24 protein-coding genes and 1 pseudogene are annotated in these 24,394 nt (G+C 72.3%); 13 read left to right on the forward strand and 12 right to left on the reverse strand.

Translation table 11 applies throughout. The annotated features are described in order from the left end of the window. Positions 1-22: 22 nt before the first annotated feature. Both OG811_RS21005 and OG811_RS21010 read right to left on the reverse strand, forming a co-directional pair. On the reverse strand, positions 23-820 hold the full coding sequence (locus tag OG811_RS21005) for an exodeoxyribonuclease III (protein ID WP_406068085.1): 798 nt from the start codon (positions 818-820) through the stop codon (positions 23-25). A 41-nt stretch (positions 821-861) separates the two neighbouring features. After that, on the reverse strand, positions 862-1,782 hold the full coding sequence (locus OG811_RS21010; RefSeq protein WP_406068087.1) for a proteasome assembly chaperone family protein: 921 nt from the start codon (positions 1,780-1,782) through the stop codon (positions 862-864). A gap of 420 nt (positions 1,783-2,202) precedes the next feature. Between OG811_RS21010 and OG811_RS21015 the strand changes: the two genes are divergently transcribed. The 3 genes from OG811_RS21015 to OG811_RS21025 all read left to right on the forward strand — a co-directional run bounded on the left by OG811_RS21015 (position 2,203) and on the right by OG811_RS21025 (position 4,112). Then, positions 2,203-3,054, forward strand: a complete 852-nt coding sequence (locus tag OG811_RS21015; RefSeq protein ID WP_406068089.1) for a peptidase M23 — start codon at positions 2,203-2,205, stop codon at positions 3,052-3,054. Between the two features lie 106 nt (positions 3,055-3,160). Further along, entirely contained in the window at positions 3,161-3,307 is a 147-nt protein-coding gene (locus tag OG811_RS21020; RefSeq protein WP_406068090.1) for a hypothetical protein, read from the forward strand. 49 nt (positions 3,308-3,356) lie between these two features. Beyond that, positions 3,357-4,112 carry an EcsC family protein gene (locus OG811_RS21025; protein ID WP_406068091.1) on the forward strand — a complete coding sequence of 252 codons (756 nt, stop codon included), beginning with the start codon at positions 3,357-3,359 and terminating at the stop codon, positions 4,110-4,112. Positions 4,113-4,129: 17 nt separating this feature from the next. Here the strand turns inward: OG811_RS21025 and OG811_RS21030 are convergent, their stop codons facing one another. Both OG811_RS21030 and OG811_RS21035 read right to left on the reverse strand, forming a co-directional pair. Continuing rightward, positions 4,130-4,981, reverse strand: coding sequence for a GDSL-type esterase/lipase family protein (locus tag OG811_RS21030; RefSeq protein ID WP_406068092.1), 852 nt, complete (start codon positions 4,979-4,981; stop codon positions 4,130-4,132). A gap of 120 nt (positions 4,982-5,101) precedes the next feature. Beyond that, a complete protein-coding gene (locus OG811_RS21035) occupies positions 5,102-5,695 on the reverse strand; it encodes an antibiotic biosynthesis monooxygenase (protein WP_406068093.1) in 594 nt (197 codons plus the stop codon). A 121-nt stretch (positions 5,696-5,816) separates the two neighbouring features. Between OG811_RS21035 and OG811_RS21040 the strand changes: the two genes are divergently transcribed. The 5 genes and pseudogenes from OG811_RS21040 (at position 5,817) to OG811_RS21060 (ending at position 9,311) form a co-directional block, all read left to right on the forward strand. Continuing rightward, positions 5,817-6,080 (forward strand): DUF6343 family protein, encoded by a 264-nt coding sequence (locus OG811_RS21040; protein ID WP_406068094.1) that lies wholly within the window; start codon positions 5,817-5,819, stop codon positions 6,078-6,080. Between the two features lie 12 nt (positions 6,081-6,092). Then, complete coding sequence (locus tag OG811_RS21045; RefSeq protein WP_406068096.1) at positions 6,093-7,508, forward strand: NADP-dependent succinic semialdehyde dehydrogenase; 1,416 nt, start codon at positions 6,093-6,095, stop codon at positions 7,506-7,508. Between the two features lie 67 nt (positions 7,509-7,575). Continuing rightward, positions 7,576-8,541, forward strand: a complete 966-nt coding sequence (locus OG811_RS21050; protein WP_406068097.1) for a TIGR03885 family FMN-dependent LLM class oxidoreductase — start codon at positions 7,576-7,578, stop codon at positions 8,539-8,541. A gap of 84 nt (positions 8,542-8,625) precedes the next feature. Then, positions 8,626-8,817, forward strand: a pseudogene (locus tag OG811_RS21055) (cation:proton antiporter); the annotation flags it as partial. 236 nt (positions 8,818-9,053) lie between these two features. Then, positions 9,054-9,311 carry a UBP-type zinc finger domain-containing protein gene (locus tag OG811_RS21060; RefSeq protein WP_406068099.1) on the forward strand — a complete coding sequence of 86 codons (258 nt, stop codon included), beginning with the start codon at positions 9,054-9,056 and terminating at the stop codon, positions 9,309-9,311. Here the strand turns inward: OG811_RS21060 and OG811_RS21065 are convergent. The 4 genes from OG811_RS21065 to OG811_RS21080 form a co-directional block, all read right to left on the reverse strand. After that, complete coding sequence (locus OG811_RS21065; RefSeq protein ID WP_406068100.1) at positions 9,287-10,564, reverse strand: MFS transporter; 1,278 nt, start codon at positions 10,562-10,564, stop codon at positions 9,287-9,289. The two genes, OG811_RS21060 and OG811_RS21065, sit on opposite strands and share 25 nt — an antisense overlap. 88 nt (positions 10,565-10,652) lie before the next feature. Beyond that, positions 10,653-10,790, reverse strand: a complete 138-nt coding sequence (locus OG811_RS21070; RefSeq protein ID WP_406068101.1) for a hypothetical protein — start codon at positions 10,788-10,790, stop codon at positions 10,653-10,655. Positions 10,791-10,832: 42 nt separating this feature from the next. Beyond that, positions 10,833-12,083, reverse strand: coding sequence for a DUF222 domain-containing protein (locus tag OG811_RS21075; protein ID WP_406068103.1), 1,251 nt, complete (start codon positions 12,081-12,083; stop codon positions 10,833-10,835). Positions 12,084-12,205: 122 nt separating this feature from the next. Further along, positions 12,206-13,120: a hypothetical protein gene (locus tag OG811_RS21080; RefSeq protein WP_406068104.1), complete on the reverse strand. Its 915-nt coding sequence runs from the start codon at positions 13,118-13,120 to the stop codon at positions 12,206-12,208. 233 nt (positions 13,121-13,353) lie between these two features. Here OG811_RS21080 and OG811_RS21085 point away from each other — a divergent pair, with 233 nt between their 5' ends. Beyond that, positions 13,354-14,010: an HAD family hydrolase gene (locus OG811_RS21085; RefSeq protein WP_406068106.1), complete on the forward strand. Its 657-nt coding sequence runs from the start codon at positions 13,354-13,356 to the stop codon at positions 14,008-14,010. Between the two features lie 65 nt (positions 14,011-14,075). On the opposite strand, the gene OG811_RS21090 is transcribed toward OG811_RS21085, so the two are convergent. Further along, complete coding sequence (locus OG811_RS21090; protein WP_406068107.1) at positions 14,076-16,685, reverse strand: glycoside hydrolase family 9 protein; 2,610 nt, start codon at positions 16,683-16,685, stop codon at positions 14,076-14,078. Positions 16,686-16,947: 262 nt separating this feature from the next. On the opposite strand from OG811_RS21090, the gene OG811_RS21095 reads away from it, so the two are divergent. Next, positions 16,948-17,673 (forward strand): PP2C family protein-serine/threonine phosphatase, encoded by a 726-nt coding sequence (locus OG811_RS21095; protein WP_406068109.1) that lies wholly within the window; start codon positions 16,948-16,950, stop codon positions 17,671-17,673. 8 nt (positions 17,674-17,681) lie between these two features. On the opposite strand, the gene hrpB is transcribed toward OG811_RS21095, so the two are convergent. From hrpB to OG811_RS21110, 3 genes are read right to left on the reverse strand one after another with little or no spacing between them, the layout of a single operon-like run. Beyond that, positions 17,682-20,273 carry an ATP-dependent helicase HrpB gene (gene hrpB, locus OG811_RS21100; RefSeq protein ID WP_406075837.1) on the reverse strand — a complete coding sequence of 864 codons (2,592 nt, stop codon included), beginning with the start codon at positions 20,271-20,273 and terminating at the stop codon, positions 17,682-17,684. 28 nt (positions 20,274-20,301) lie between these two features. Further along, on the reverse strand, positions 20,302-20,502 hold the full coding sequence (locus tag OG811_RS21105) for a DUF397 domain-containing protein (RefSeq protein ID WP_406068111.1): 201 nt from the start codon (positions 20,500-20,502) through the stop codon (positions 20,302-20,304). Between the two features lie 41 nt (positions 20,503-20,543). Continuing rightward, complete coding sequence (locus OG811_RS21110; RefSeq protein ID WP_406075839.1) at positions 20,544-21,368, reverse strand: helix-turn-helix domain-containing protein; 825 nt, start codon at positions 21,366-21,368, stop codon at positions 20,544-20,546. A 157-nt stretch (positions 21,369-21,525) separates the two neighbouring features. Here OG811_RS21110 and OG811_RS21115 point away from each other — a divergent pair, with 157 nt between their 5' ends. From OG811_RS21115 to OG811_RS21125, 3 genes are read left to right on the forward strand one after another with little or no spacing between them, the layout of a single operon-like run. Then, positions 21,526-22,179, forward strand: a complete 654-nt coding sequence (locus tag OG811_RS21115; protein ID WP_406075841.1) for a GPP34 family phosphoprotein — start codon at positions 21,526-21,528, stop codon at positions 22,177-22,179. A 45-nt stretch (positions 22,180-22,224) separates the two neighbouring features. Beyond that, positions 22,225-23,742: an APC family permease gene (locus OG811_RS21120; protein WP_406068112.1), complete on the forward strand. Its 1,518-nt coding sequence runs from the start codon at positions 22,225-22,227 to the stop codon at positions 23,740-23,742. Next, positions 23,739-24,329 (forward strand): GNAT family N-acetyltransferase, encoded by a 591-nt coding sequence (locus OG811_RS21125; RefSeq protein WP_406068113.1) that lies wholly within the window; start codon positions 23,739-23,741, stop codon positions 24,327-24,329. Before OG811_RS21120 ends, OG811_RS21125 begins: the two co-directional genes overlap by 4 nt. Positions 24,330-24,394 lie beyond the last annotated feature (65 nt).

Genomic DNA, 24,394 nt, shown 5'->3' on the forward strand with positions numbered 1-24,394 from the left:
CGGAACGGGACGGAACAGCGGCTCAGAACGCCTCGACCACCGGCACCAGGTCCACGTCGACCACGATGGGCGCGTGGTCGGAGGGGCCCTTGCCCTTGCGGGCCTCCCGGTCCACGTACGCCGAGCGAACCGCCCTAGCGAACGGCGCGGACGCGTACACCAGGTCGATTCGCATGCCCTTGTTCTGGTGGAACATCCCGGCCCGGTAGTCCCAGTAGGTGTAGGGGTGTGGCCCCTTCATCGGGGTGGGTACGACGTCGGTGAGGCCCAGGTCGCGCAGCGCGGCGAGGGCCGCCCGCTCGGCGGGGGTGACATGCGTGGAGTGGGTGAAGACCGCCGGGTCCCAGACGTCGGCGTCGGTCGGGGCGACGTTGAAGTCGCCGCTGACGGCCAGCGGGAGCCCGCTGGCCAACTCCGCCTCCAGCGCGTCGCGCAGCGCCGCGAACCAGGCCAACTTGTACGCGTAGTGCGGGTCGTCCGGCGTCCGGCCGTTGGGCACGTACACCGACCAGAGCCGCACCCCGTCGCAGGTGGCGGAGATGGCACGGGCCTCCGGGTCGGGAAAGCCGGGGTCACCGGCGAACCCAACCCGGACGTCGTCCAGCCCGACCCGGGACAGGATGGCGACCCCGTTCCACCGGCCGTCGCTGTGGCTGGCCACGGTGTAGCCCAGCTCGCCCACCTCGGTCACCGGGAAGGCGCCGTCGGGGCACTTGGTCTCCTGCAGGCAGACGACGTCCGGCCCGGTGTCGGCCAGCCACTCCAGCAGCCGAGGTAGGCGGGCCTTCACCGAGTTGACGTTCCAGGTCGCCAGGCGCATGCCCCCAGCCTGCCGCATCCGCCCCCGGGACGCCGGGTCAGTCAGCTGCCCGGGGTGTCGCCAGGACGGGTCTGTTCGGCCAGGAACCGTTCGAGTTCCGCGCCGAGTTCGTCGGCCGTGGGCAGTGGCCCGGCATCCGGGGCGAGCAGGTTCTTTTCGCCCCGACCTCGGGCGAACGCGTCGTACTGCTCCTCCAGGGCCTGGACCAGGGCGGCGGCGTCCTCGGTCTGGGCGACCTGCCGGTCGATCTCCACCCGAACCACCTCGGCGGCCGAGCGCAGTCCGTCGCCGGGCAGCAGCAGCCCGGTGCTGCGCGACACCGAGGCGAGCAGCACCTCGGCGGCGGCCGGGTACTCGGTCTGCGCCACGTAGTGCGGCACGTGGGCGGCGAAGCCCAGCGCGTCGCGGCCCTGCTTGCCGAGGCGGAACTCCAGCAGGTGACCGACGCTGCCGGGCACCTGGACGCGTTGCAGCCAGGGCTCGTACCCGCTGATCAGCTCGGGGCGGGTGGCGTGCGCGGTCACGCCGGCCGGCCGGGTGTGCGGCACCGCCATCGGGATCGAATTGAGCCCCACGGTGAGCCGGACGTCCAGTCGGGCGGCGAGCCCGGCCACGGCGGCCACGAAACGCTCCCACTGCAGGTCCGGCTCGGGGCCGGTGAGCAGCAGGAATGGGGTTTCGTCGTCGTCGTGCAGCAGCTGCAGCTCCAGCATGGGCGCGTCGACGCTCTCCCAGTGGTCCTCGACGAAGGTCATCACCGGTCGTCGCGACCGATAGTCGAAGAGTTGGTCGACGTCGAAGGTGGCGATCGGCCGGCCCCCCAGCGAGGTGAGCAACTGCTCGCGCGCCAGCCGGCTGGCGTTGCCGGCGTCCACGAACCCGGTGAGGGCCTGGATCAGGACCGGTTGCCCGAGGTCGGGCAGATCGTCGGTGAGCTGGTAGAGCTCATGTGGGTCGAGCACCGGTGCGGACCTCCCTGAAATGTGCCTGCGGGATGCCGACACGATGGAGGGCACCCGTTCGGGCAAACTACCCGCCATCCTGGTGCATTCCTGCGCGGGGCGATCGGTCGCCCGGGCGATGGGCATGACCGGACGAATCATCTGATTACGCCGCCAGGCTGGTCCCGTCGACCGATCGGCCGAGGGCTGGTTCGGCTCAAAGGCCGAGTTTGTCGATCATGTCAGGCCGGGTGGCCCGATGTCCGGGCCTGTCACCCGCCGTGTCCGCCTGCGTGCGCCGCCAGCTTCATCCGGTACGCGAGGTACGTTCCCCGGGCGCGTCGACCCGTCCCGGTCGTCCACCAGTACCGGCCCGATCTGTGGCGAGCACCACATGATCACCGTGCGTGTTCAGGGTTTCCGCCTGCCTAGCCTCGGTTGATGCGTGACGACGGCACTCTCGACGACCCGTACGCCCCGAGCAGCCCCACTGCCGATACGGAGGATGGCACCTCAGCCGAACGGACAAACGCCGCGAGTCGGTTCCGGGCGTACGCCCGGAACCTGAGCGGCCGACGCCGGGCGCAGGTGGCGCTGGCGACCGGTGTGGTCTGCTGCCTCGGCCTGGCCGCTGTCGCGCAGGTCCGCGACGAGACCGGCGCGGCGGGTAACCCGCTCCCCAGCTCGGAGCTGGCGCAGCGCGCCGAACAGCAGCCCGCCTCCCGTGGTCTCGACCGCGCAGTTGCCCCGACCAGCCCGGCCGCTGCCCCGTCCGCGGTGGCGACCCCCGTCGACCCGGACACCACCGCGCCGGCCCCGAAGGTCGCCTCGGCCAGCCCGACCGACCCGGCGCCCGTCGCCGGGCTGGACGAGGACCAGATGGAGAACGCCGAGGCGATCGTCCGCACCGGCCGCGAGATGGGGGTCCCCCGCCGAGGTCTGGTGATCGCGGTGGCCACCGCCATGCAGGAGAGCAACCTCTACAACGTGGCCAGCGGTGTGCTGCCCGAGTCACAGGACTACCCGCACCAGGGCATCGGCTGGGACCACGACTCGGTCGGGTTGTTCCAGCAGCGTTCCAGCAGCGGCTGGGGCCCGGTTGGTCAGCTGATGGACCCCGAGTTCGCCACCCGGCAGTTCCTCGCCGCGCTGGAGCAGGTGCCGGGCTGGCAGCGGATGCGGCTCACCGATGCGGCCCAGGCGGTGCAGATCTCCGCGTACCCCGAGCACTACCAGCAGCACGAATGGCGGGCCACCCGGGTCGTCGACGCCATCGTGCCGGCGGGGCGGTAACCTTCCGCCCACTATGGACGGTCAGGGTTGCGGCTGTCGCGTCCCGGGTACATGTGTTGTGGGGTCGGGGTACACATGACAGAGGGATCACCGACAGGAGGACGCCATGTCACTGGTGCAGCGGATCACCACGTTCCTGAAATCGCCGAAGGGGCAGCAGTTGATCGAGCGAGGCCGTCGGGAGATGGCCAAGCCCGGCAACCAGCAGAAGCTCAAGGGTCTGGCCGCCCGGCTGTCCAACCGCCGCCGCTGACCGCTGCATCGGCCGCCCTGTCCGCCGTTCCCACCCCAGGGGAGACCCGGTGACCGACACCCCGCCCGTCGGCGGCCAGCCCGCCGCCCCCACTCCTGCGCCGTCCGTCGGCCTGCCGACCGGGCCGGTGGACGCCCCCGAGGGTCCGCCGGCCCCTCTCTGGGACCGGATGCGCGGCGACCCGCAGTACGCCCCCGAGCACCTTGCCCTCGAGGCGGTGCGCCGGCTCGGGCCGGAAGCCGTGCAGTGGGCCGGCCGGGCCCGGACCGAGCAGCCGGGGGTGTCAGCCGACGTCCTGGCCGACCAGGCGGCCCGCAAGTTCGTCAACCTGGCCCGTCTGTCCGGCGCGGTCTCCGGAGCTGCCGGGCTGCCCGGCGCCGTGATCGATGTGGGCGTGCTGGCCTGGACCCAGGCGCGGATGGTGCTGCACATCGCCGCCGCGTACGACGTCGACCCGGTGCACAGCGACCGGGCCACCGAGCTGCTCGTGCTGCAACGCGTGCACAAGGTCGCCGAGAGCGCCCGGCTGGCGCTCGGAGTGGCCGCCGGCCGGGAACGCGCCGACGCGCTCTTTGGTTTGGGCGGGCAGCGCCCGTTCGGTCGGGTCATGTTGCAACTCGGTATCCGGCTGGCCCAGATGGCCGGCGTCCGGGCCGCCAAGCGGATGGTCGCCAAGATCGTCCCCGGTGCGGCCATCGTGCTCGGCACCTGGGCCAACTCGTCGGCCACGAAGGACCTCGCGCAGCGTTCCCGCGCCGTCTACCGCTCACGGGGCACCTCCGTCCCGGAGCCCCGCCACCCCTGACAGGCTTTTCCGGTTGGTCAGTCGGCCATGCCGGAGGCGCGCCAGGTCACCTCGGCGAGCCGGCCCTGGCCGGTGGCGTTGGGGTGGAACCAGTCCAGCGGGTTGAGCAGATCCAGGGTGAACCGGACCTTGTGCGCCGCGCCGCCGTCGTGGCGGCAGCGTGAGCCGTACGCCCGGCAGGCCGCCACCAACTGGGCGTTGTACGCGTCGATCCGGTCCCGGACGGCGGCCCGGCGCGCCCGGTCGGCGGGCGCCGTCGAGGTCGCCTCGGCCAGCAGGGCCGGGCAGATGCCCCGCCGCCACGCGCGTGCCGCCCGGGGGTCGTCGTGCCCGACCTCCCAGAGCCGGTAGAGGTCGGGGATGCTCACCACCAACACCCGGGCCTTCGGCCGGCCGGTCCGCAGCACCCGTAGGCCCCGGTCGACGTCCGCCCGGAACTGCGCGACCGGCGTCATCGCGTCCACCCCGCCCCGGCACACGTCGTTGGCGCCGATCAGCACGGTGACGTAGTCGGCGTGGTCGCGTACCGCTGCCTGGGCCTGGCCTTCGAGGGCGTCCGCGCGGGCGCCGGGACGGGCGTGGTTGTACGTCCGGTCGCGGATCGCCGAATTCTGGTCGAGCAGCCGCCGGTAGTGGCTCCGCACGCGCAGGCCGTCCCCGGTCGACCAGGAGTTGCGCTCGCAGGAGGTGAGCACCAGGCAGGAGGCGAAGCCGGTGCTGATCGAGTCGCCGAGCGCGGCGATGCCACCCGGCCCGCTCGACGACGGGGTGCTCGCGGTGGGGCGGGGTGCCGCGGAGGTGCCGCCCTCGCAGGCCAGCGCGACGAGCGCCGCGAGACAGGCCAGGGCGGCGACCCAGCGTCGAGGCATGGCATTCCCCGTTCCCGCAGCAGAGAGCGACAGCGCGGTAACTCTATGCGTAGAACAGGGCTTTCCGGGAAGTTGCTGTCGGGTATGCGGCAGAGCGCCGACGCTGGCGGCGGCGGGGTGTTATAAGCCCCGCCAGGGCGCCGGCTGGCCGTGCAACCACCAGTGCAGTGCCCGGGTGATCCGGGGCAGCACCAGGTAGGTCATCAGCGGGGTCAGGCAGATCGTCATCAGCAGCACCCGCGCCGCCAGCGGCACAGCGTCGAGGAAGCGGCTGGTCAGCAGGGTGGCGGTGAGGCTCAGCGGAAAGAACGCCAGCCAGATGGTCACCGCCTGCTTCCACCTCGGCGGCGACGCGGGCGGGATCGGCTCCACCGGGTCCACCGAATGCGCCAGTGGCGGGTCGAACCAGCCCTCGATCCCGGTACGCCGCTCGACCCGGGTGTGCTCGACGATGCCCTGCGCCGAGCTGAGCCACCAGTGCCGCTGCGGCGACTCCTCCCACCGGTGCAGCGTCTCGGCGTCGGCGAAGCGGTAGAGCATGTGCCACTCCGGCGAACCGGGGCCGGTCTGCACCCAGCCGGTGCCGAGAAACCCGGGGAACGCCTCGGCCAGCGCGGTGCCGGCCCGCATCCAGGCCACCATCTCGCTGGCCCGGGCCGGATCGACACGGCGGGCGATGGCGACGGTCACCGGCACGGCGAGGGTCATTGACATACGCCCATCCTGCGGCCGGCGGGGCCGCGGCGCGAACGGATGTGCCGGAGCACACCGCGCCGAAGGGTGTGGGAGCGCGCGGCGCCGGTTAACCCGGCCGATCGGGGGTAGGTCGGGGAGTATGACGAGATCGCAGCCCCGGCGCGCCCGTGGCACGGTCGGCCACGCGAACAGTGCGCTGAACCTCCGGCTCACCCTGGCCAGCTTCGGGTTGGTGACCATGGTGCTCTTCGCGGTGCTGGCGTTCTGGGCCGGCCTCGCCTGGCTTGGCGTACTCTGCGCGATCTTCGCCGTGGTCGCCGTGGTCGACCTGGTCGTGATCCAGCGCCGTCGGGCCGCCCGCCATCGCGAGGAGCCGGGCGTCAAGCACTCGTTGTTCGAGTGACAGGAGGACGAGATGCCCCACATCGCCACCACGAACCCCGCCACCGGAAAGGTGCTCAAGACCTATGAGGCGATGTCCACCGAGCAACTCGACGGTGCCATCGAGCGCACCGACCTCGCGTACCAGCAGCTGCGGGAGACCACCGTGGACCAGCGTGCCCGGTGGATGAACGCCGCGGCCGACCTGCTGGACGCCGAGCGGGACGAGATCGCCCGGATCATGACCACGGAGATGGGCAAGACCTACGTCGCCGCGCAGGCCGAGGTGACCAAGTGCGCCGCGGCCGCTCGCTTCTACGCGGACAGGGCACCGGCGTTCCTCGCCGACGAGCCGGCCGACGCGGCCGCCGTGAAGGCGATCCAGGCGTTCATCCGCTACCAGCCGATCGGCGTCGTGCTCGCGGTGATGCCGTGGAACTTCCCGCTCTGGCAGGTGATGCGCTTCGCCGCACCGGCGCTGATGGCCGGCAACACCGGTCTGCTCAAGCACGCCTCGAACGTGCCGCAGACCGCGTTGCTGCTGGAGGACGTGTTCCGCCGCGCCGGCTTCCCCGAGGGGGCCTTCACCGCCGTGCTGGTCGGCTCGGACGCCGTCGAGCGGATCCTCAGCGACCCCCGCGTGCGCGCTGCCACGCTCACCGGCAGTGAGCCCGCCGGTCGCTCCATCGCCCAGATCGCCGGGCGGGAGCTGAAGAAGACCGTCCTCGAACTCGGCGGCAGCGATCCCTTCGTGGTGATGCCGTCGGCCGACGTGGACCGGGCCGCCGAGGTGGCCACCACCGCCCGCTGTCAGAACAACGGCCAGTCCTGCATCGCCGCGAAGCGGTTCATCGTGCACACCGACGTGTTCGACGCCTTCGCCGAGAAGTTCGCCGCGAACATGGCCGCGCTGCGGGTCGGTGACCCGATGGACCCGAACACCGACGTGGGGCCGCTGGCCAGTGAGCGTGGCCGCGACGAGGTGCACGCCCAGGTCCGCGACGCGGCGGACAGCGGCGCGACCGTGCTGTGCGGCGGCGAGCTGCCGGCCGGTGACGGGTGGTTCTACCCGCCGACCGTGGTCACCGACCTCAACCCGCAGATGCGGATGTGGTCCGAGGAGGTCTTCGGGCCGGTGGCCGGCCTGTTCCGGGTGTCGTCGTACGAGGAGGCGATCGAGGTCGCCAACGGCACCAGCTTCGGGCTCGGCTCGAACGCCTGGACGCGGGACCCGGCCGAGCAGGAGCGCTTCGCCACCGACCTGGACGCGGGCAACGTCTTCATCAACGGGATGACCACGTCCTACCCGGAGCTGCCGTTCGGCGGTGTGAAGAACTCCGGTTACGGGCGGGAGTTGTCCGCGCTGGGCATGCGGGAGTTCTGCAACACCAAGACGGTCTGGATGGGCGAAGGCGCCGCCTCGGCCGGCGCGGCCGCGCACGCCGAGTAACGCACGCCGGGTCAGCTCGCGCCGGGGCAGGCATCAGCGGGAGCGGCCGTGGGTAGGAAGTGCGGGCATGACGCTGTTCGGTTTTCACTCCTCGCACGAGCAGATCGGTCCGCGCGCCCTGTTGGAGGCGGTGATACACGCCGAGCGGGCCGGCTTCGACGCCGCCATGTGCTCCGACCACTTCTCCCCGTGGAGCGCCCGGCAGGGCGAGTCCGGCTTCGCCTGGTCCTGGCTGGGTTCCGCGCTGCAGGCCACCGGCATGCCGTTCGGCGTGGTCAACGCACCCGGCCAGCGGTATCATCCGGCGATCATCGCGCAGGCGATCGGCACCCTCGGCGCGATGTACCCAGGCCGGTTCTGGGCGGCGCTGGGCACCGGCGAGGCCAGCAACGAGCACATCACCGGCGACCCGTGGCCACGCAAGGACGTACGCGCCGCCCGGCTACGGGAGTGCGTGGACGTGATCCGGGCGCTCCTGGCCGGCGAGGAGGTCAGCCACGACGGCCTGGTACGCGTGGATCGCGCCCGGCTGTGGACCCGCCCCGAGCAGCCGCCCGCGCTGGTCGGCGCCGCCGTCAGCGTGGCCACCGCCCGTTGGTGCGCCGAATGGGCGGACGGCCTGATCACTGTGAACGCCCCGGTGGAGCACCTGCGCGAGATGATCGACGCGTACCGGGACGCCGGCGGGCGCGGGCCGCTGCACCTGCAGGTGCACGTCTCCTGGGCGCCGGAGCAGGCGCAGGCCGAGGCACTCGCGTACGACCAGTGGCGCAGCAACGTCTTCGCCCCGCCGGTCTGCTGGGATCTGGACACCGTCGAGCACTTCGACGTGGTCTCGGCCGACGTTCCGAAGCAGCGGGTCGCCGAGGTGGTGAACATCTCGGCCGACCTGGGCCGGCAGGTCGGCTGGCTGGAGGAATACGTGCAGCTCGGCTTCGACCAGATCGCCCTGCACCACGTCGGGCAGGAGCAGCGCGGGTTCATCGACGCGTTCGGCGCGGAGGTGCTGCCGAAGCTGCGCCCGGCTGGCTGATCGAGGTTCGGGCCGGCGGGCCCCTAGGCTCGTACCCCATGGAAAGCCTGTTTCCGGTCGTCGTCTTCCTGGCGATCGCCACCCGGCATCCTGCCGCCGCTGCTGTACGTCGCCGCGCTGGAAACCTTGGTGCCGGCGTTCAAGAACAACATCCGGCCGATCCTGCTGCTCCCCGTCGGCCTGGTGCTGTTCACCGCGTTCGTGGTCGGGTTCGTGCTGCACCTGCTGCTGCCGCAGCTGCCGTTCGCGATCTGCCTGGCCCTCGGCGCCACCCTGCCGCTGGTCGCCCGCCGGTTGAAACTGGCGCAGGACGACCCGGTGCAGGACGCGCTGTCGGCCGCCGGGGTGCAGCAACAGGCCAGCCGGGCCGCCCAGGACCGCCTCGACGAGTTGGCCGAGAGCGCCCCTGCGGCCGCAGTGGACCGGCTGCGCCGAGCGGTCCCCGAGGAGGTGTTGGTACGGGCCTATCGTGACCTGGACCTGGAGGAGTCGTTGCTGCGGGAGGTCGAGAAGTGAGCTGTCAGCACCTGACCGAGGCGGACGCGGTGGAGCCGCGCACCACCGAGGAATGCCCCGACTGCGTCGCCATCGGCAACGCCGACTGGGTGCACCTGCGGGCCTGCCTCAGCTGCGGGCACATCGGTTGCTGCGACTCGTCGCCGTACCAGCACGCCACGAAGCACTTCGAGTCCACCGGCCACCCGGTGATCCGTTCAGTGCAGCCGGGCGAGACCTGGCGTTGGTGTTACGTCGACGAGGAGATCGGCTGATCGCTGACCGTCCCTCGCGGTGAACGGTCGGCGGCACGGCCGGCCAGAGCCCGTCGGGTGAGCGGCGGCACGGCCAGACCGGTGGCGGCGAGCAGCCCGGCCAGGGCCAGCCAGCCGATCGGGCCTCCGTCGAGGATCAGCCAGGTCAGCAGCGCCGGCCCCGCCGCACGGGCCAGCCCGGCGAGCAGAGCATCCACCCCCTGGTAGGCGCCGATGGCATCCGGGGCGGCGAGGTCGTACGCCAGCGCCGCCCCGGCTCCGGCATGCCACAGGTCGCCGAGGGTGTAAACCACGGCTGCGCCCAGCAGCAGGCCGATCGCCACCGCGGTAGGTACGGCGCCGGTCACGGCCCAGAGCAGCATCCCGGCCGCGAGCACCAGCCCGGCCCGGCGCATCGCCGCCGCCGCCGGCAGCGCGTGCCGGGCACCCCGGCTCAGTCGTACCGCGAGCAGCACGGTGAGCAGCGTGTTGACCAGCAGCACGGCGGACACCGTCACCAGCGGCGCATCAGTGTGGGCCACCACCCACAGCGGCAGCACCACCGTCAGCGCCACCGAGTGCAGGGAGAGCACCGCCGAGGCTCCGGCCACCGCGAGGAACGGCCCGTCGCGCAACGCCCGGCCAGGTCCCGGCCGGAGGGGCCGCCGGGCCGGCGGATACGACGGAAGTCGCATGATCAGCGCCGCCGAGACCAGATAGGTCACGACGTTGCCGAGCACCAGCAGCCGGTACGCCCACCCGGTGTCCGCCACCAGCGCGAACGCGGCCAGCCCAGCGCCGAACGCCACGCCCAGGTTGGCAACCGCGCGCAGAGTGGCGAACGCGTGCACCCGGCCGTCCGGGCCGCCGACCGCGGCGACCAGCGCGGCCCGGACCGCCAGGTTGCCGGAGATCAGCAGCGCGTCCAGTGTGGCCACCAGCAGAAAGACCGGAAACGAGCCCACCAGCAAGTACGCGGCGGCGACGGCGGTCTGCGCCAGTTGGAGGACCGCCCGGAGGGTCCGTGGATCACGCCGGTCGGCGAGCCCGCCGAGCGGCACACTGGCGGTCAGCCCGACCAGGCCGGCGATGCTGAGCCCGAGCCCCACCTGCGTCGGGCTCAGCCCGACGGCGCGGGTGAGGTAGAGCGCCACGCCGGTCACCCACAGCCCGGTGCCGACGGTGTTGGCGAGGGTGGCCAGCGACAGGGTGCGCAGTCGACCGGGCGGCGGCAGCGGCGACAATCGGCCGCGAATCTTCGCCTCGGTACGCATGCCTCGACGCTAGATCCGAGGCGCGCATACCGGTGCCCCGTGCGGTGCGCCGCACAGGTGGGAGCCCGTCTATGTGCCGGACGAGCACTCAGCGGAGCCGGCGGATGAGGAGTTGCCCGGGCCACGGGTCGCGTCCCGGGCGCACGATGCTGAACGAGTGGGTGGTGGTGAAGCCACAGCCCTCGTAGAAGCGGACCGAGGAGTGGACGTCAATTCCGCCGTGCACCTTGCCGCGGGTGCCGTAGTCATGCCCGTGTGTGGGTCGTGGTCACGTCCGTCGGTGGTAATGGTTGTGGCGGGGTAGTTGGTCGGGGTCTAGCCAGGCTGGCGGGATGAACTCGGGGTGGCCGTCGCCGCCGAGTTGGACGGCCCAGTCGCTGTGGTGGATGTGTCGGTGGTGGTGGCCGCAGAGCAGGACGGCGTTCGCAAGGCTGGTGGGGCCGCCGTCGGTCCAGTGGTGGATGTGGTGGGCGTCGCACCAGCGGGGTGGTCGGTCGCAGCCGGGGAAGGCGCAGCCGCGGTCGCGCAGGACGAGGGCGCGTCGGAGTGGTCCGGTGATGAGTCGGCGTTGTCGGCCGACGTCGAGGACCTGACCGGCGCCGTTGAGGATGGCGGGCAGGATGTTGGCGTCGCAAGCCAGCCGGCGCACGGCCTCGGGTGTGAGGTGCGGGCCGATGTCGAGAGCGCCGCTGCCCAACTGCCGCGTCAATCCGTCGTAGGTGGTGGTGACGACGACCTGAGCGAGGTCGCCGCCGTTCTCGGGTAGCTGACCGGTGCGCAGCGCGAGCCGGCACACATCGGCGACGGCATCGTGGCGGCGTTGCCCCGGGGTGCGGGTGTCGTCGGGCCCGGTGGGCGTGGTGAGTGGGTCGATGGCGGCGCCTAGCAGGGCGGCGGCTTCGGTGTCGAGGATGCCGGTGAGGCGCAGCCGGCCGTCGGTCTGCTCGCTGATGGTGACGTGCCGGTCGCGGGCGGCGCGTGCCTCCTGCGCCCGCAACGCCGCCTGCGCGGCGGCGTCGGCGACCTCTGGGGCGACGTGGTCGAGGATGCGGGTGCCGAGCCTGCGTAACAGGGTGGCGTCGAATTGCGCCGCCCAGTCGACGAGGACGCCGACGGCCTTGTCGGCGGCCTCTGCCCCGGCGGCGGTGTGGACGGTTTCAACCGTGTCGGCGATGACCCGGACCTGCTCCACGTCGACCGCTCCACCGGCCAACGCGTCCCGCACACCGGCTGGGGCGGCATCGAGCGTCGCCGCCAGCTCGACCAGACGACGGGCGGCACCAACCCCGAGCCGCAGTCGGTTCCGCAACCACACGGTAGTCGAGGACGCGCCCTGCGCGGTCGCGGTGCCTCGACCGTCAAGCTCCCGGACGAGAGTCAGCTTGACCGCGGCCAGACGTTGCTCAAGCCGGTGAGCGGCGTCGAGTGCCGCGATGAGATCTTGCTCCGGAAGAGCCCACGCCGACGCGTCGAGGCAGTCGGCGACTGCCGCCTCCGCCTGCGTCAACTCCTGCAACATGGACCGACGATAGAACAGGTGTACGACAGTTTCGGGCTCGCTCGGCGGGCCAGGTTCGGCTGCTTCGGACGGCGGCAACGAGTGACACTCGCAAGGTGAACAAGGTTTTGGCTGAGCCGGACTCAGCGGCTGATGCTGTCCACCAGACGTTCGGTGGCGAGGCAGGAGACGAGGCACCGTTCCTTGGCGTCGCCGCTAAGCCGGGCGGTCCAGTCGGTGAGGCCGCCGTCGCCGATTTCCAGGCTGCCGCCCAGGACGGTGATCCGCAGGGCACACCCCGTGTAGTAGCCGCGACCACGAGACCGCTCCGGTTCGTCCATTAGCGGCACCACATCGCCGGCGAGCGCTGGTCGGACGGTGTCGACCAGCCGCTCCCGGACCACCCGGTCGTCGAAGGTGGTGACGTGCAGCCGAGGCCCGGCCGTCGGTGCCAACTCGGCGAGCACGGCCCGCCAGTAGGTGAGGTGCCGGACCAGCAGCCGGGCCTGCGTGCCGCCCGAGCCAGTGTCCCGGGCGCTGGACACCAGGGCGAAGAGCCGGAAGTGCGCCGACGCGCCGCTGCCGAAATCCTGCGCCCTCAGCACCCGATGGGCGGCGGCCAGGTGCACCTCGCTCTTTCGGCGACGACGCACGGCCGCCTCGATGGCGAGGGCGTTGGTGGGGTCGCTCAGCACCTCGCTGGCGCGCATCGTGGTGACGATCCTGTTCTGGCTGACTGGTCCGACCGCCGAGCAGGTGCCGACCGGTACGACCGGCGACAGCTCCACTCCGGCGACGTCGGCGGGCAGCAGTTGCCACATCCGGGCCTCCACCCGGGCGAGCACGCGTGGGTCGGCGCGGGCCGGGCGGACGAAGCGGTCCTCGCGCCACCGTCGTACCACCTCGGGTGGACGCACGGCGGCCGCCCGGTCGTGGGCCACGCTCAACAGCAGACTGCGCAGGTCCGCGCCGGACAGCCCGGCCAACGCGGTTCGCGTCCCGGCCGGCATCGCCGCCCACACCCGACGCTCCGCGCCAGCCAGTTCGTCGCCATCCATGGCGTCACCATGGCTCACTCGGCGCGACCGATCCATCGTTTTTACGGCGTGCCCGGTGATTCGTTCACGTCATCAGCTCGACAGCGTCACCCGCCAGGCACCCCGCCCCGCTCGCCCCGAACGGTCCTGCGGAGCGGCACACCGCCGCGCGCCGTAGATGATCATGGGAGCCTGTGGCGTTCGTGCACCCGTCTATGCTTCACCGACGGTGCGAGCGTCAACGGGGGATGGACATGATTGACACGGTCATCTTCGATGTTGGTGGGACCATTCTCGACGAGTCTCACGAGTTCGCTGCCTGGGCCGACTGGCTCGGTGTGCCCCGGCACACGTTCTCGGCCGTCTTCGGCGCGGTGATCGCCCGGGGTCTGGACTATCAGGAGACGTTCCGGGTCTTCCGCCCCGATTTCGATCTCACGACCGAGCTGGAGCGCCGGGCGGCTGCCGGCCAGCCGGAGTCGTTCGCCGAGGAGGACCTGTACCCGGACGCGCGAGGCTGCCTGAAGTCCTTGAAGGACCAGGGCCTGTTCGTGGGCCTGGCCGGCAACCAGCCAGCTCATGCGGAGGTCATCCTGCGCGCTCTCGACCTCCCGGTGGACATGATCGGCACGTCGCACGGGTGGGGCGTCGCGAAGCCGGCACCGGCGTTCTTCGAGCGGGTCGTCGCCGCGGGCGGTGGTGTCGCGTCGTCGATCCTGTACGTCGGCGACCGGCCCGACAACGACGTGCGCCCGGCCCTGGAGGCGGGCATGAAGACGTGCCTGATCCGGCGCGGCCCGTGGGGGCACATCCTCGACCCCACCACGGTGGCCGAGGGGTGCCTGTTCCGGCTCGACTCGCTGGACGCACTTCCCGGCCTGGTCGCGAAGCACAACACGGCCGGCGGTTGACCCGCCGGCCGCGTGATGGTGCGGTCCTGGTGACCGCCTTCCCCGGGCGGCCACCAGGACCGGGCTCAGCTCAACGAGCAGGCAGCTCCGTTGACGGTCACCAGGCCGGGACTCGGGTTGGCGCCGCCGGTGGTCGTCGCGTTGAAGCCGAACATCACCGTGCCGCCGGGCGCGATCTTGGCGTTGTACGACTCGTTGCGCGCGGTCACCGTCGCGCCGGCCTGGGTGACCTTGGCCGTCCACGCCTCACGGACGCGCTGGTCGCCGGTGAACGCGAACCGCACGCTCCAGCCGTTGACGGCCGTGGCACCCGTGTTCTGGATGGTCAGCTGCGCGGTGAACCCGGTGCCGCCCTGCCAGGCGCCGTAGTTGTCGTAGCGCACCGAGCAGGTGGTGGCCGGCACCGCACCGGCGTCACCCTGGTCGGCCAGGAACGAGGAGATCCACGCCAGCGACGAGTTCCAGTTGATCGCCACCTCGTTGGTCGCGTACGAGTTGATGTCGTCGACGTAGCAGAACATCGGCGCGCAGCCGGCGAGCAACTTCGCCGCGAACGGGTCCTGGAGGGCGGCGTTCGCGCCACCGGCGAGGGATCCGGCGGGCGGTCGGGGCAAGGTCGGGTCGAGCTGGTGGCCGAAGATCCGGCTGTGCTGGTTCTGCGCCGCGTGCTCGCCCCAGCCCGTGACGTAGGAAATGTTGAGCGCGTTGCGGCCGAGCAGGTAGTCCATCGCCTGCACGGCGCCATCGCGGTAGGTGGCGCCGCGGGTCAGGTCGAAGGCGGTGGCCAGCACGACGGCGTTGTTGATGACGTTGCTGTTGCCACCCCAGAAGTAGCTGCCGGCGTCCCCGGGCATCGGCAGCCCGTACGCCTGCCGGCGCAGCTCGGCGAGGTACGCGTCGGCGGCGGCGGTTACCGAGGCGCGGACCCGGGTGAGATCGGCGGCGGGCAACCCGTTCGGCACGGTGGCCAGGTCGAGGCGGCCCAGCGCGGCGACGCCCTGCCAGCCGAAGCCCCGCGAGTCGAACACGTTGCCGGTGTGGTGCGGCGAGGCGGTGAGGTCGGTCAGGTAGTTCTGCGCACCGGTGGTCAGGTACAGCTCGACCGCCGCCCAGTAGAACTCGTCGGTGACGTTGCTGTCGTCGTACGCGCCGCCGCCGGTGCCGTCGGTCGGGCTGGCGTACACCGCTGGGTGTGCCTTGGCCGCGGCATACGCCGTTTTCGCCGCGGTGGCGCAGCGGGCCGCGAACGCCGCGTCGTAGGGGGCGTAGAGCCGCGCGCACTGGGCGGCGGTGGCGGCCAGGTTGAGGGTGGCCGCGGTCGACGGCGGGTGCAGCTCGCGCGGCTGCGCGTCGTCGTGCGGGGCGAGCGGCAGACCCGTCCAGTTCTGGTCGTGGATCTTGTGGTGGACCATGCCGGCGAGCGGCTTGCCGGCCGGCACCTGCATACGCAGCAGGAACTCCAGCTCCCACCGGGCTTCGTCGAGGATGTCCGGCACGCCGTTGTTGCGCTCTGGCACCCGCAGGGTGCCGTCGGCCAGGCCGGCGCCGCCCTTCGCAGTGGCCGCCGTCTTGGTCCGCTCGAAGGTGTTCAGCAGTTGGTAGGTGGCGATGCCGCCGTTGACCACGTACTTGCCGTGGTCGCCGGCGTCGTACCAGCCGCCGCGCACGTCCAGCGAGTAGTCGCAGACTCCCGGCTGACAGGGCACGCTGGTGTCGCCCTGGTTGGGTGCCACGCCGAGGTGCCCGGCGGGTCGGGCGTATTCGTCGCCGATGAGGCTGCCGTCGATGGCGATGCCGCTGCGCTGGGCGTAGAAGAACTGCAACGAGTCGGAGCGCAGCCGGTCGTAGAGGACGCCGGAGATGTCGAACGGGTGGCTGGTCTCACCGTCGACGGTGAGCGTCAGCCCGCTGCCCGGAGTGCGGTAGCTGGAGAAGTCGACCGTCTGCACGGTCTGCCCGGAGGCGGCGTCGACGCCGCGCGTGGTGGTGGTGCCCCTCGCCACGACGGCGCCGGTGGACGAGCGCAGCTGCCAGGGCAGCGGTGCGGTGGTCGTGGTGACGACGGTGGCGTTCTTCGGGCCGCCGGGCAGGTAGCCGACCTGGTTGACGCGCACCCGTGGCCCGGTGTCCGGCACGTACGGCTCGGGTGGCTCGCCGCCGCGCAGCGAGACGTCGTCCAGGCAGATGGTCTGCGTCTGGGCGGCGCCGCCGACCTGGAAGATCAGTTGGGCGTTGGGGTTGTCGTCCGGGACGGTGAAGGTCTGCTCGACCCGCTGGACGGTGCCGGTCGCGGTGGCGTCCACGGCCGCGTACGTGGTGTACGGGGCACTGCCGAGCTGCAGCACGGCCTTGACCGCGGCGCCGGGGGTGGCGGAGACGGCGAAGCCGAGGGTGTATTCGGCGCCGGCGATCAGCGGTACGCCGTCCTGGCCGATACCGGCGTCCCACGGGTTGGCGAGCCCGCCCGCGACGGTGGTACAGAGCCGGCCGTCGGTGACCGCGAGCGGGCCGGTGCCGAAGGAGAACCAGGGGCTCACTCCGGCGTTGAAGTCGCCGTTGTCGATCTGCTCGGGGGCGTCCGGTGGTGGGTCGGCGTGGGCCGCGCCGGCGCCCGCGCCGGTAAGGGCCAGGCTGGTCGCCGCGGCCAAAAGGAGGCGGCGTCGAGATGGCGTCACGGGGAGTCCTTCCGGGACGGAAAGGGGACGGTGGTGGTGCCCGTTAGCTGGGAGCGCTCCCAGGTAACGGGCTCGATGCTTCCAGTGCCGGTACGTCCTGTCAATTGATCTGGTTGGATGGGTTGTGACATCCGCCGAGGGCGGCCGGCCCGGCGGGTGCGCTGCGACGCGCCGACACGTGAACGTGAGATTGGCCGCGCCACGCGCCATCGCCGTGATCTCCTAGAGACAACTGCGCCCTCCGCCTGGCAGGCTGCCTCCCATGACCCTGAAGCTGCGTTCCGTGGGAACGAGCGACCGTGGGCTGATCCGCAGCGGAAACCAGGACGCCCTGCACGCCGGCACCTGGCTCGTCGCAGTCGCCGACGGCATGGGCGGGATGGCCGCCGGCGACCTGGCCAGCGCCCTCACCATCGACGCGTTCGCCCCGCTGGACGTGGAGACCCCCGAGGACGTCCTGGTGGCCGCGCTCGAGGGTGGCATCGCGCTGGCCACCGCCCGGATCCGTCAGGCGGTCGCCGAGGATCCCGAGCGCCAGGGGATGGGCACCACGCTGACCGCCCTGCTCTTCGCCCGCACCGGCAGCTGCCTGGCCCTCGCGCACGTCGGCGACTCCCGGGCCTACCTGTTCCGCGAGGGCGTGCTGAAGCAGGTCACCCGGGACGACACGTTCGTCCAGATGTTGGTGGACCAGGGTGTGATCACCGCGGACCAGGCCAGCAGCCACCCGCGCCGCGCGGTGGTCACCCAGGCGTTGCAGGGCGAGGAGGTCTCCCCGTCGTACGCGACGATGGTGCCCCGGGCCGGCGACCGGTGGCTGCTGTGCAGCGACGGCCTGTCCAACGTTGTCCGCCCGGACACCCTCACCGAGGTGCTCACCGGTTATCCGGACCGGGCCGCCTGCGTCGGCAAGCTGATCGATCTGGCACTGCACGCCGGCGCACCGGACAACGTCACCGTGGTGGTGGCCGACGTCGTGCAGGAGTAGGCCGGCGCTCAGCGCCGGCGTGGCGTGGCATGCCGGGTGGGCGGCGCCGTTTTCGGATCTTCCGGCCACGGGTGCCGGGGATAGCGCCCGCGCAACTCGGAGCGGACCTGCGGGTAGCCGGTACGCCAGAACGACGCCAGATCGGCGGTGACCGCCACCGGCCGGCCGGCGGGGGAGAGCAGGTGCAGCAACACCGGCACCCGCCCGTCGCCGACGCGTGGGGCCGCCGCCCAGCCGAACGTCTCCTGAAGTTTCACCGCGAGCACCGGCGCCCCCGGATCGGTGTAGTCCACCCGGATCCGAGAGCCACTCGGCACCTCGATCCGCTCCGGGGCCAGCTCGTCCAGGCGGGCGGCCTGCGCCCAGGGCAGCAGCCGGCGCAGCGCCGACGTCACGTCCACCCGCGCCAGGTCGGCCCGGCGCCGGGCGGCGGCCAGCTCCGGGCCCAGCCAGCTCGGCGCGGCGTCGAGCAACGCCTCGTCGCTCACATCCGGCCACGGGGCGTCCAGGTGGTGCCGGAGGAACGCGAGCCGCTCGCGCAGTGCCCGCGTCGCCGGAGTCCAGGGCAGCAGCTGCAACCCTTCCTGGCGCAGACCGGTCAGCAACGCCGCGGCCACTTCCGCCCGGTCCGGCCGGTCCAGTCGCCGCTGGATCAGCTCGATCGCACCCAGCCGGGTCACCTCCCGTGCCACCACGTCCCCGTCGGACCAGCCGACCTCGCGGCTCGTGCGCAGCAGCGGGCCGGCCGCCTCCCGGGCCGTCGCCTCGTCCAGCGGCGAGGCCCGGCGGATCCGGGCCGACGGCGCGCCGGGGGTGCGGTCCGCGACAGCCACCGCCAGCCAGTCGGACCCGGCCAGCCCCGACCCGGCCGCCAGCTCCGCGGCGGTCCCGCCAGTCATGAGGTACGCCGAGCCGCCCGGCCGCCGCACCCGCGCCAACCGTTCCGGGTACGCCAGACCGACGAGCAGCCCGGCGGCGAGATCGTCGCTCAACCCAGCAGCGTCGGCCCGCCCTGTGGAGTCGGCCCGTCCGCCGGTTCCCGGTCCGGCCGTTCGGCCGCCCTGGCCGGATCTGGTGCGGCCCCCGTGCGGGGCGTCGACCGGCAGTGCGGCACGCAGCCGGCGTACCTCGGTGCGCCAGCGGGCGGTCGCGCCCGCGTCGACGCCGGTGCGCAGCCGACGCCAGCCGGCGACCAGATCGTCGCCCGGGCCGGCCGTGCTCTCCTCGGCGAGCAGGGCCACCACCTCGGCCGCCCGGTCGGCGCCGACCCGACCGGCGCCGTCGAGCAGCGCCCGGGCCAGCCGGGGGTGCGCCCCGGCGGCGGCGATCGCCCGCCCCCGTGCGGTGATCCGGCCGTCGGCGTCGACCGCGCCCAGGGTTTGCAGGGTGTCCCGGGCCACCGTCATCGCGGCGGCCGGTGGCGCGTCAGGCAGCGCGAGCCCGACGCCGTCCGGCCGACCCCAGGCGGCCAGCTCCAGCGCGAAGCCGGTCAGGTCGGCGGTGGCGATCTCCGGCTCGGCTCGGGTGGGCAGCCGCGCGTGGGTCGCCGCCGACCAGCAGCGATAGACGTACCCGGGGGCCTCCCGACCAGCCCGACCAGCCCGCTGGGTGGCGGCGGCACGGGAGACCGGCACGGTGACCAGCGCACCCAGTCCGCGGGCCAGATCGATGCGGGGCACCCGGGACAGCCCGGCGTCCACCACGACCCGGACGCCCGGGACGGTCAGGCTGGTCTCGGCCAGCGCGGTGGCCAGCACGACCCGGCGTCGATCGGCGGGACGCAGGGCGGCGTCCTGCTCGGCGCCACGTTGACGGCCGTGCAGCGGTAACAGCGCGACGGTGTCCCGCAGATCGGTCAGCCGGCCGGTGACCGCCGCGATCTCGCCCGCGCCGGGCAGGAAGACCAGCACGTCGCCGTCGTGCTCGCGCAGCGCCCGCCGGACGGTGGCGGCCACGTGGTCGAGCAGGGCCCGGTCCACCGGTCCGGCCCCGGGCGGGGCGATCGGGCGCGCTGGCGGCGCCCAGATCCGCTGAACCGGGTGCAGCGCCGAATCGGCCCGTACCACCGGGGCCGGGGCGGACCCGCCGAGCAGCGCGGCGAACCGGTCGGTGTCCGGGGTCGCGGACATCGCCAGCAGCCACAGGTCCGGTCGGAGGGTGGCCCGCGCCTCCACGGTGAAGGCCAGCGCGAGGTCGGCGTCGAGTTGCCGTTCGTGGCACTCGTCGAGCAGCACGGCCCCGGTGCCGGGCAGCTCCGGGTCGTGGTGCAGCCGCCGGACCAGCAGGCCGGTGGTGACCACCTCGATGCGGGTGGCCGGGCCGACCCGGCGCTCGCCGCGGACCGCGTAGCCGACGCGCTCGCCAACCCGCTCGCCGAGCAGCTCGGCCATTCGCCGGGCGGCGGCGCGGGCCGCCACCCGGCGAGGTTGGGCGATCACCACCCGACCGGTCACCCGGTCGGCCACGGCCAGCGGCGCGAGGGTGGTCTTGCCGGTGCCCGGCGGGGCCACCAGGACGCCGGCGCCGGCCGCGTCGAGTGCCGCGACCAGCGCCGGCAGCACCGGGCGTACCGGCAGGTCCAGGGTTACGTCGGAGAGCACGGCCCAGTCTCGCACCGGCGCGGGTGCCTCAGTGGCGACGGACCTCGCCGACGCCGAGCACGAAGGACCGCCACGCCGCCGGGCCGAAGGCGAGCACCGGGCCGGAGCGGTCCTTGCTGTCCCGGACGGCGACCTGACCGGCGGCTGTCGCGACCTCCACGCAGTTGCCGTTGCCGCTGCTGCGCGTGCTGGTGCGCCAGTCCGCTCGGGTCAGGTCGAACGCCGTCATCCGGGGTCCCTCTCGTCTGCGTCGGCGTGCCGCCGAAGCGGTCACGCAAAGTAACGAGAAGCATGCTCAAGACGGGTCACCGACGCCGTCGGATCGAGCGCCATCCGGCACAGCTCCTCGTGCAGAAGGCTATACCCGAGCACCTGATCGACTTCTTCCAGAGCCAGTCCCATCGTGAGGTTATCCAGGTAAACCACGGACGCGTCGGCAGCATCGGCGAAGTTGAGGATCACGTACGGGGTGCTCATCGCCGGATGCCCGCCGGCCGCGAATGGAAGTACCTGAATTGTCACGTTGGGTAACTGCGCGATCCTGCTCATATGGATCAACTGTTCGGCCATCACCGCGGTGCCGCCAACCGGGCGCAGCAGCACCGCCTCATTGAGCACCACCGATAACTGGACCGGGTTGTCGCGGCGCAGCACCTCCTGTCGGTGCAGTCGGGCGGCAATCTTGCGCTCCAGGCCGTCCTCGCCCGCGGTGCGCCGAAAGATCTCCCGGGCGTACGCCTCGGTCTGCAGCAGCCCGGGCACCGACTCGGCCTCGTACGTGCGCAGCGCCGCCGCTTCGGCCTCCAATCCGACGTAGAACTCGAACCACTCGGGCAGCACGTCGCTGTAGTTCTGCCACCAGCCGCGCTGCTGTGCCCCTCGGGCGATCTCGATCAGCGCCTCGGCGTCCGAACCGGTGACCTCGTACAGGGCGAGCGCCGCCCGGACGTCGCGGGGTTTGATGCCGATCTGCGCGGTCTCGATCCGGGAGAGATTGCTCTTCGACATGTCGAGTTGGCGGGCGGCCACGTCGAGGGTCATACCCGCGCGTTCCCGGAGTTGGCGGAGCTCCCTGGCGATGCGTCGACGGCGCACGGTCGGGCTGGCGGCGGGTCGGATGGCGGGGGTGGCGGTCACCGTCCGAGTCTGCCACGACAAGATCCGCAGGTCGGGCCTGTACAGAGTGCAACTTTCAAATCTGGGAGTTGCGTTGCAGTAGCTGTCGGTGCATCCTTTCCCGGTCGTGATCACTATGGACGCAGCTGTGTGGGAGGACCTGTTGCTCATCGCCGACGAGTTCTTCCTGATGGCGCACAACGACAGTCGTGGCAAGGCCAAACTGCATCCGGCGGCGACCGGGCTCGGGCTGGCCAGCGGGCTGCTCGGCGAGTTGCTCCTCTATGGACACATCACCGTGTCGGCGGGGCAGGTCACCGTCATGGACCGGCGCCCCCCGGCTGACGCGCTGGCGCACACCGTGCTCGACCAGTTGATCGGCGAGTCCCAGCACCGGGAGCTGCGCACCTGGCTCAGCTTCCTGGCGCAGAGTGCGACGACCTCGGTGGGGGAGCGGCTGGCCCGCGCCGGCGTGCTGCGCCGCCAGGAGAGCCGTCGGCTGCTGCGTACCTCCGTCAGCTACCTGCCGATCGACCTCAACGCGGTGGCCTGGCCGGCCACCCGGCTGCGGGCACTACTGGACCGGCCGGACCCTCCGAGCGTGCCGGACGCCCTGCTGCTCGGCCTGGTCGTGGCCGCGGGGCTGACCCGCGAGGTGCTGTGGAGCGCCGGCCCCCGCGCCCACCACCGGCTGAACGTCCTCATCCCCGCGCTGCCGGCACCCCTGAAGGAACTCGTCGGGCACACCGAGGCTGCCGTCGGCGCCGCCGTGCTCCGCGGCATTCCCTGATCCCCCAGGTAACTCCCAACCCTCCCCCTCGATCGGAGTAGTCGTATGCGCCCGACATCGACAGTCGACAGACCCAGCAACGTCTCCGAAGCCCTGGCCCGAGGCCGCCTCGGCATCCCCTCGGTGATCTTCTTCGTACTCTCCGCCGCCGCGCCGCTGACCGTGGTGGCCGGCGTCGTCACCACCGGCTACGGCGTCGTCGGGGTGACCGGCATCCCGCTGGCCTTCCTGCTGGTCGCCGCCGTGCTCGCCCTGTTCTCGGTGGGCTACGTCGCGATGTCCCGCCGGGTGGAGAACGCCGGCGCCTTCTACGCCTACATCTCCCGCGGTCTGGGTCGACCGGCCGGCGTGGGCGCCGCCTGGGTCGCGCTGATCGCGTACAACGCGCTGCAGGTCGGGCTGTACGGCACCATCGGTGTGGCGGCCGAGCCGGTGCTCGACCGGATCTTCGGCGGACACCCGCACTGGGCCATCGTGGCCCTGGTGGCGTGGGCGCTGGTCGGCCTGCTCGGCCTGCTCCGGGTGGACCTCAACGGTAAGGTCCTGGCCGCACTGCTGGTCGCCGAGATCGTGGTGATCCTCATCTTCGACCTGGGACAGATCGGCAACCCGGCCGACGGTCAGGTCAGCTTCGCCGCGTTCTCGCCGGACAACCTCTTCGTGCCGGGCGTCGGCGCGGTGCTGGTGCTGGCCATCCTCGGCTTCGTCGGCTTCGAGTCCGCGGTGGTCTTCAGCGAGGAGAGCAAGGACCCGAAGCGGACGGTGCCGCTGGCCACGTACCTCTCGGTGGCGATCATCGCCGGGTTGTACGCGCTGTCGTCCTGGACCATGACGGTCGCCGTCGGGCCCGACAAGATCGTCGCCGCGGCCGGCGAGCAGAGCGTCGGGCTGATCTTCAACCTGGCCGCCGCGCACCTCGGAGACACCGCGGTCACCATCGGGCAGGCGCTCTTCCTGACCTCGGTGCTCGCCGCGATGATCTCGTTCCACAACACCACGGCCCGCTACACGTTCGCGCTCGGTCGCGAGCGGGTGCTGCCGGCGGTGTTCGGGCAGACCTCGGCCCGTACCGGGGCGCCGCGGGCCGCCTCGGTGGCGCAGAGCGTCCTCGGTCTGGTGGTCATCCTGCTGTACGCGGTCAACGGCTGGGACCCGGTCGTCCAACTGTTCTTCTGGGGCGGCACCACCGGCGGGTTCGGCGTGCTCCTGCTGATCGCCACCACCTCGGTGGCGGTGCTCGCCTACTTCGCCCGTTCTCACGGCGACAGCGGCGAGAACCTCTGGCGGCGGGCGATCGCACCGGGCCTGGCCACCATCGCGCTCTTCGTGATCATCTGGTTGGCCGTGTCGAACTTCGCCAACCTGCTCGGCGTCGAGCCGGACTCCACCCTGCGCTGGGCGCTGCCCGCCGTGTACCCGGTGGCAGCCGCGCTGGGCATCGCCTGGGCGCTGGTGCTGCGCAGCAACCGCCCGACCACGTACGCCCGGATCGGTCTCGGCGCGGCGAGCGCCGCTGCTGCCGTCCAACCGGAGGTGCCGGCCGATGCGACGGTGACCCGATGAGTGTGGTCATCGAGCAACTCGGGCCGGAGGAGACCACCCTCGTGGCTGCCCGGATCGCTGAGGCGTTCACCGTTCTGGAGGTGACGCGATGGCTGGTGCCCGACGCGAGCAAGCGGGAGGCCGTGCTGACCGGAGACTTCGAGATTCTGGTCGGGCACGCGATGCGGCACGGCATCGTCCACGCCACCGCGGACCGGGCCTCGGTCGCGGTCTGGTTCCCGTCGGTCGGCGAGCCGGCTCCGCCGCCGCCGGAGTACGACGCCCGGCTGGCTGCCGCCTGCGGCGAGTGGACCGACCGGTTCCAGTATCTGGATGAGCTGTTCGCGGCGAACCACCCTCATCCGGATCACCACCACCTGGCCTTCCTGGCGACCCAGCCGGACCGGCAGGGTCAGGGGTTGGGCTCCGCGCTCATGCGGCACCACCACGCCTGGCTGGACGCCAACGGGATGCCGGCGTACCTGGAGGCGAGCAGCCCGCTGGGCCGGGATCTGTACGCGAAGCACGGTTACCGGGCCGGCGAGCCGTTCCGGGTGCCCGACGGCACGCCGTTCTGGCCGATGTGGCGGGAGCCGGTCGGCCGCTGACCGGGCTGGCCGGGTCGAAGCGCCCAGCCGGTACGTCCTGGCGGACCGCGCTGTCGCACTGACGT

The sequence above is a fragment of the Micromonospora sp. NBC_01638 genome, from assembly GCF_045209745.1.
Taxonomy (GTDB): domain Bacteria; phylum Actinomycetota; class Actinomycetes; order Mycobacteriales; family Micromonosporaceae; genus Micromonospora.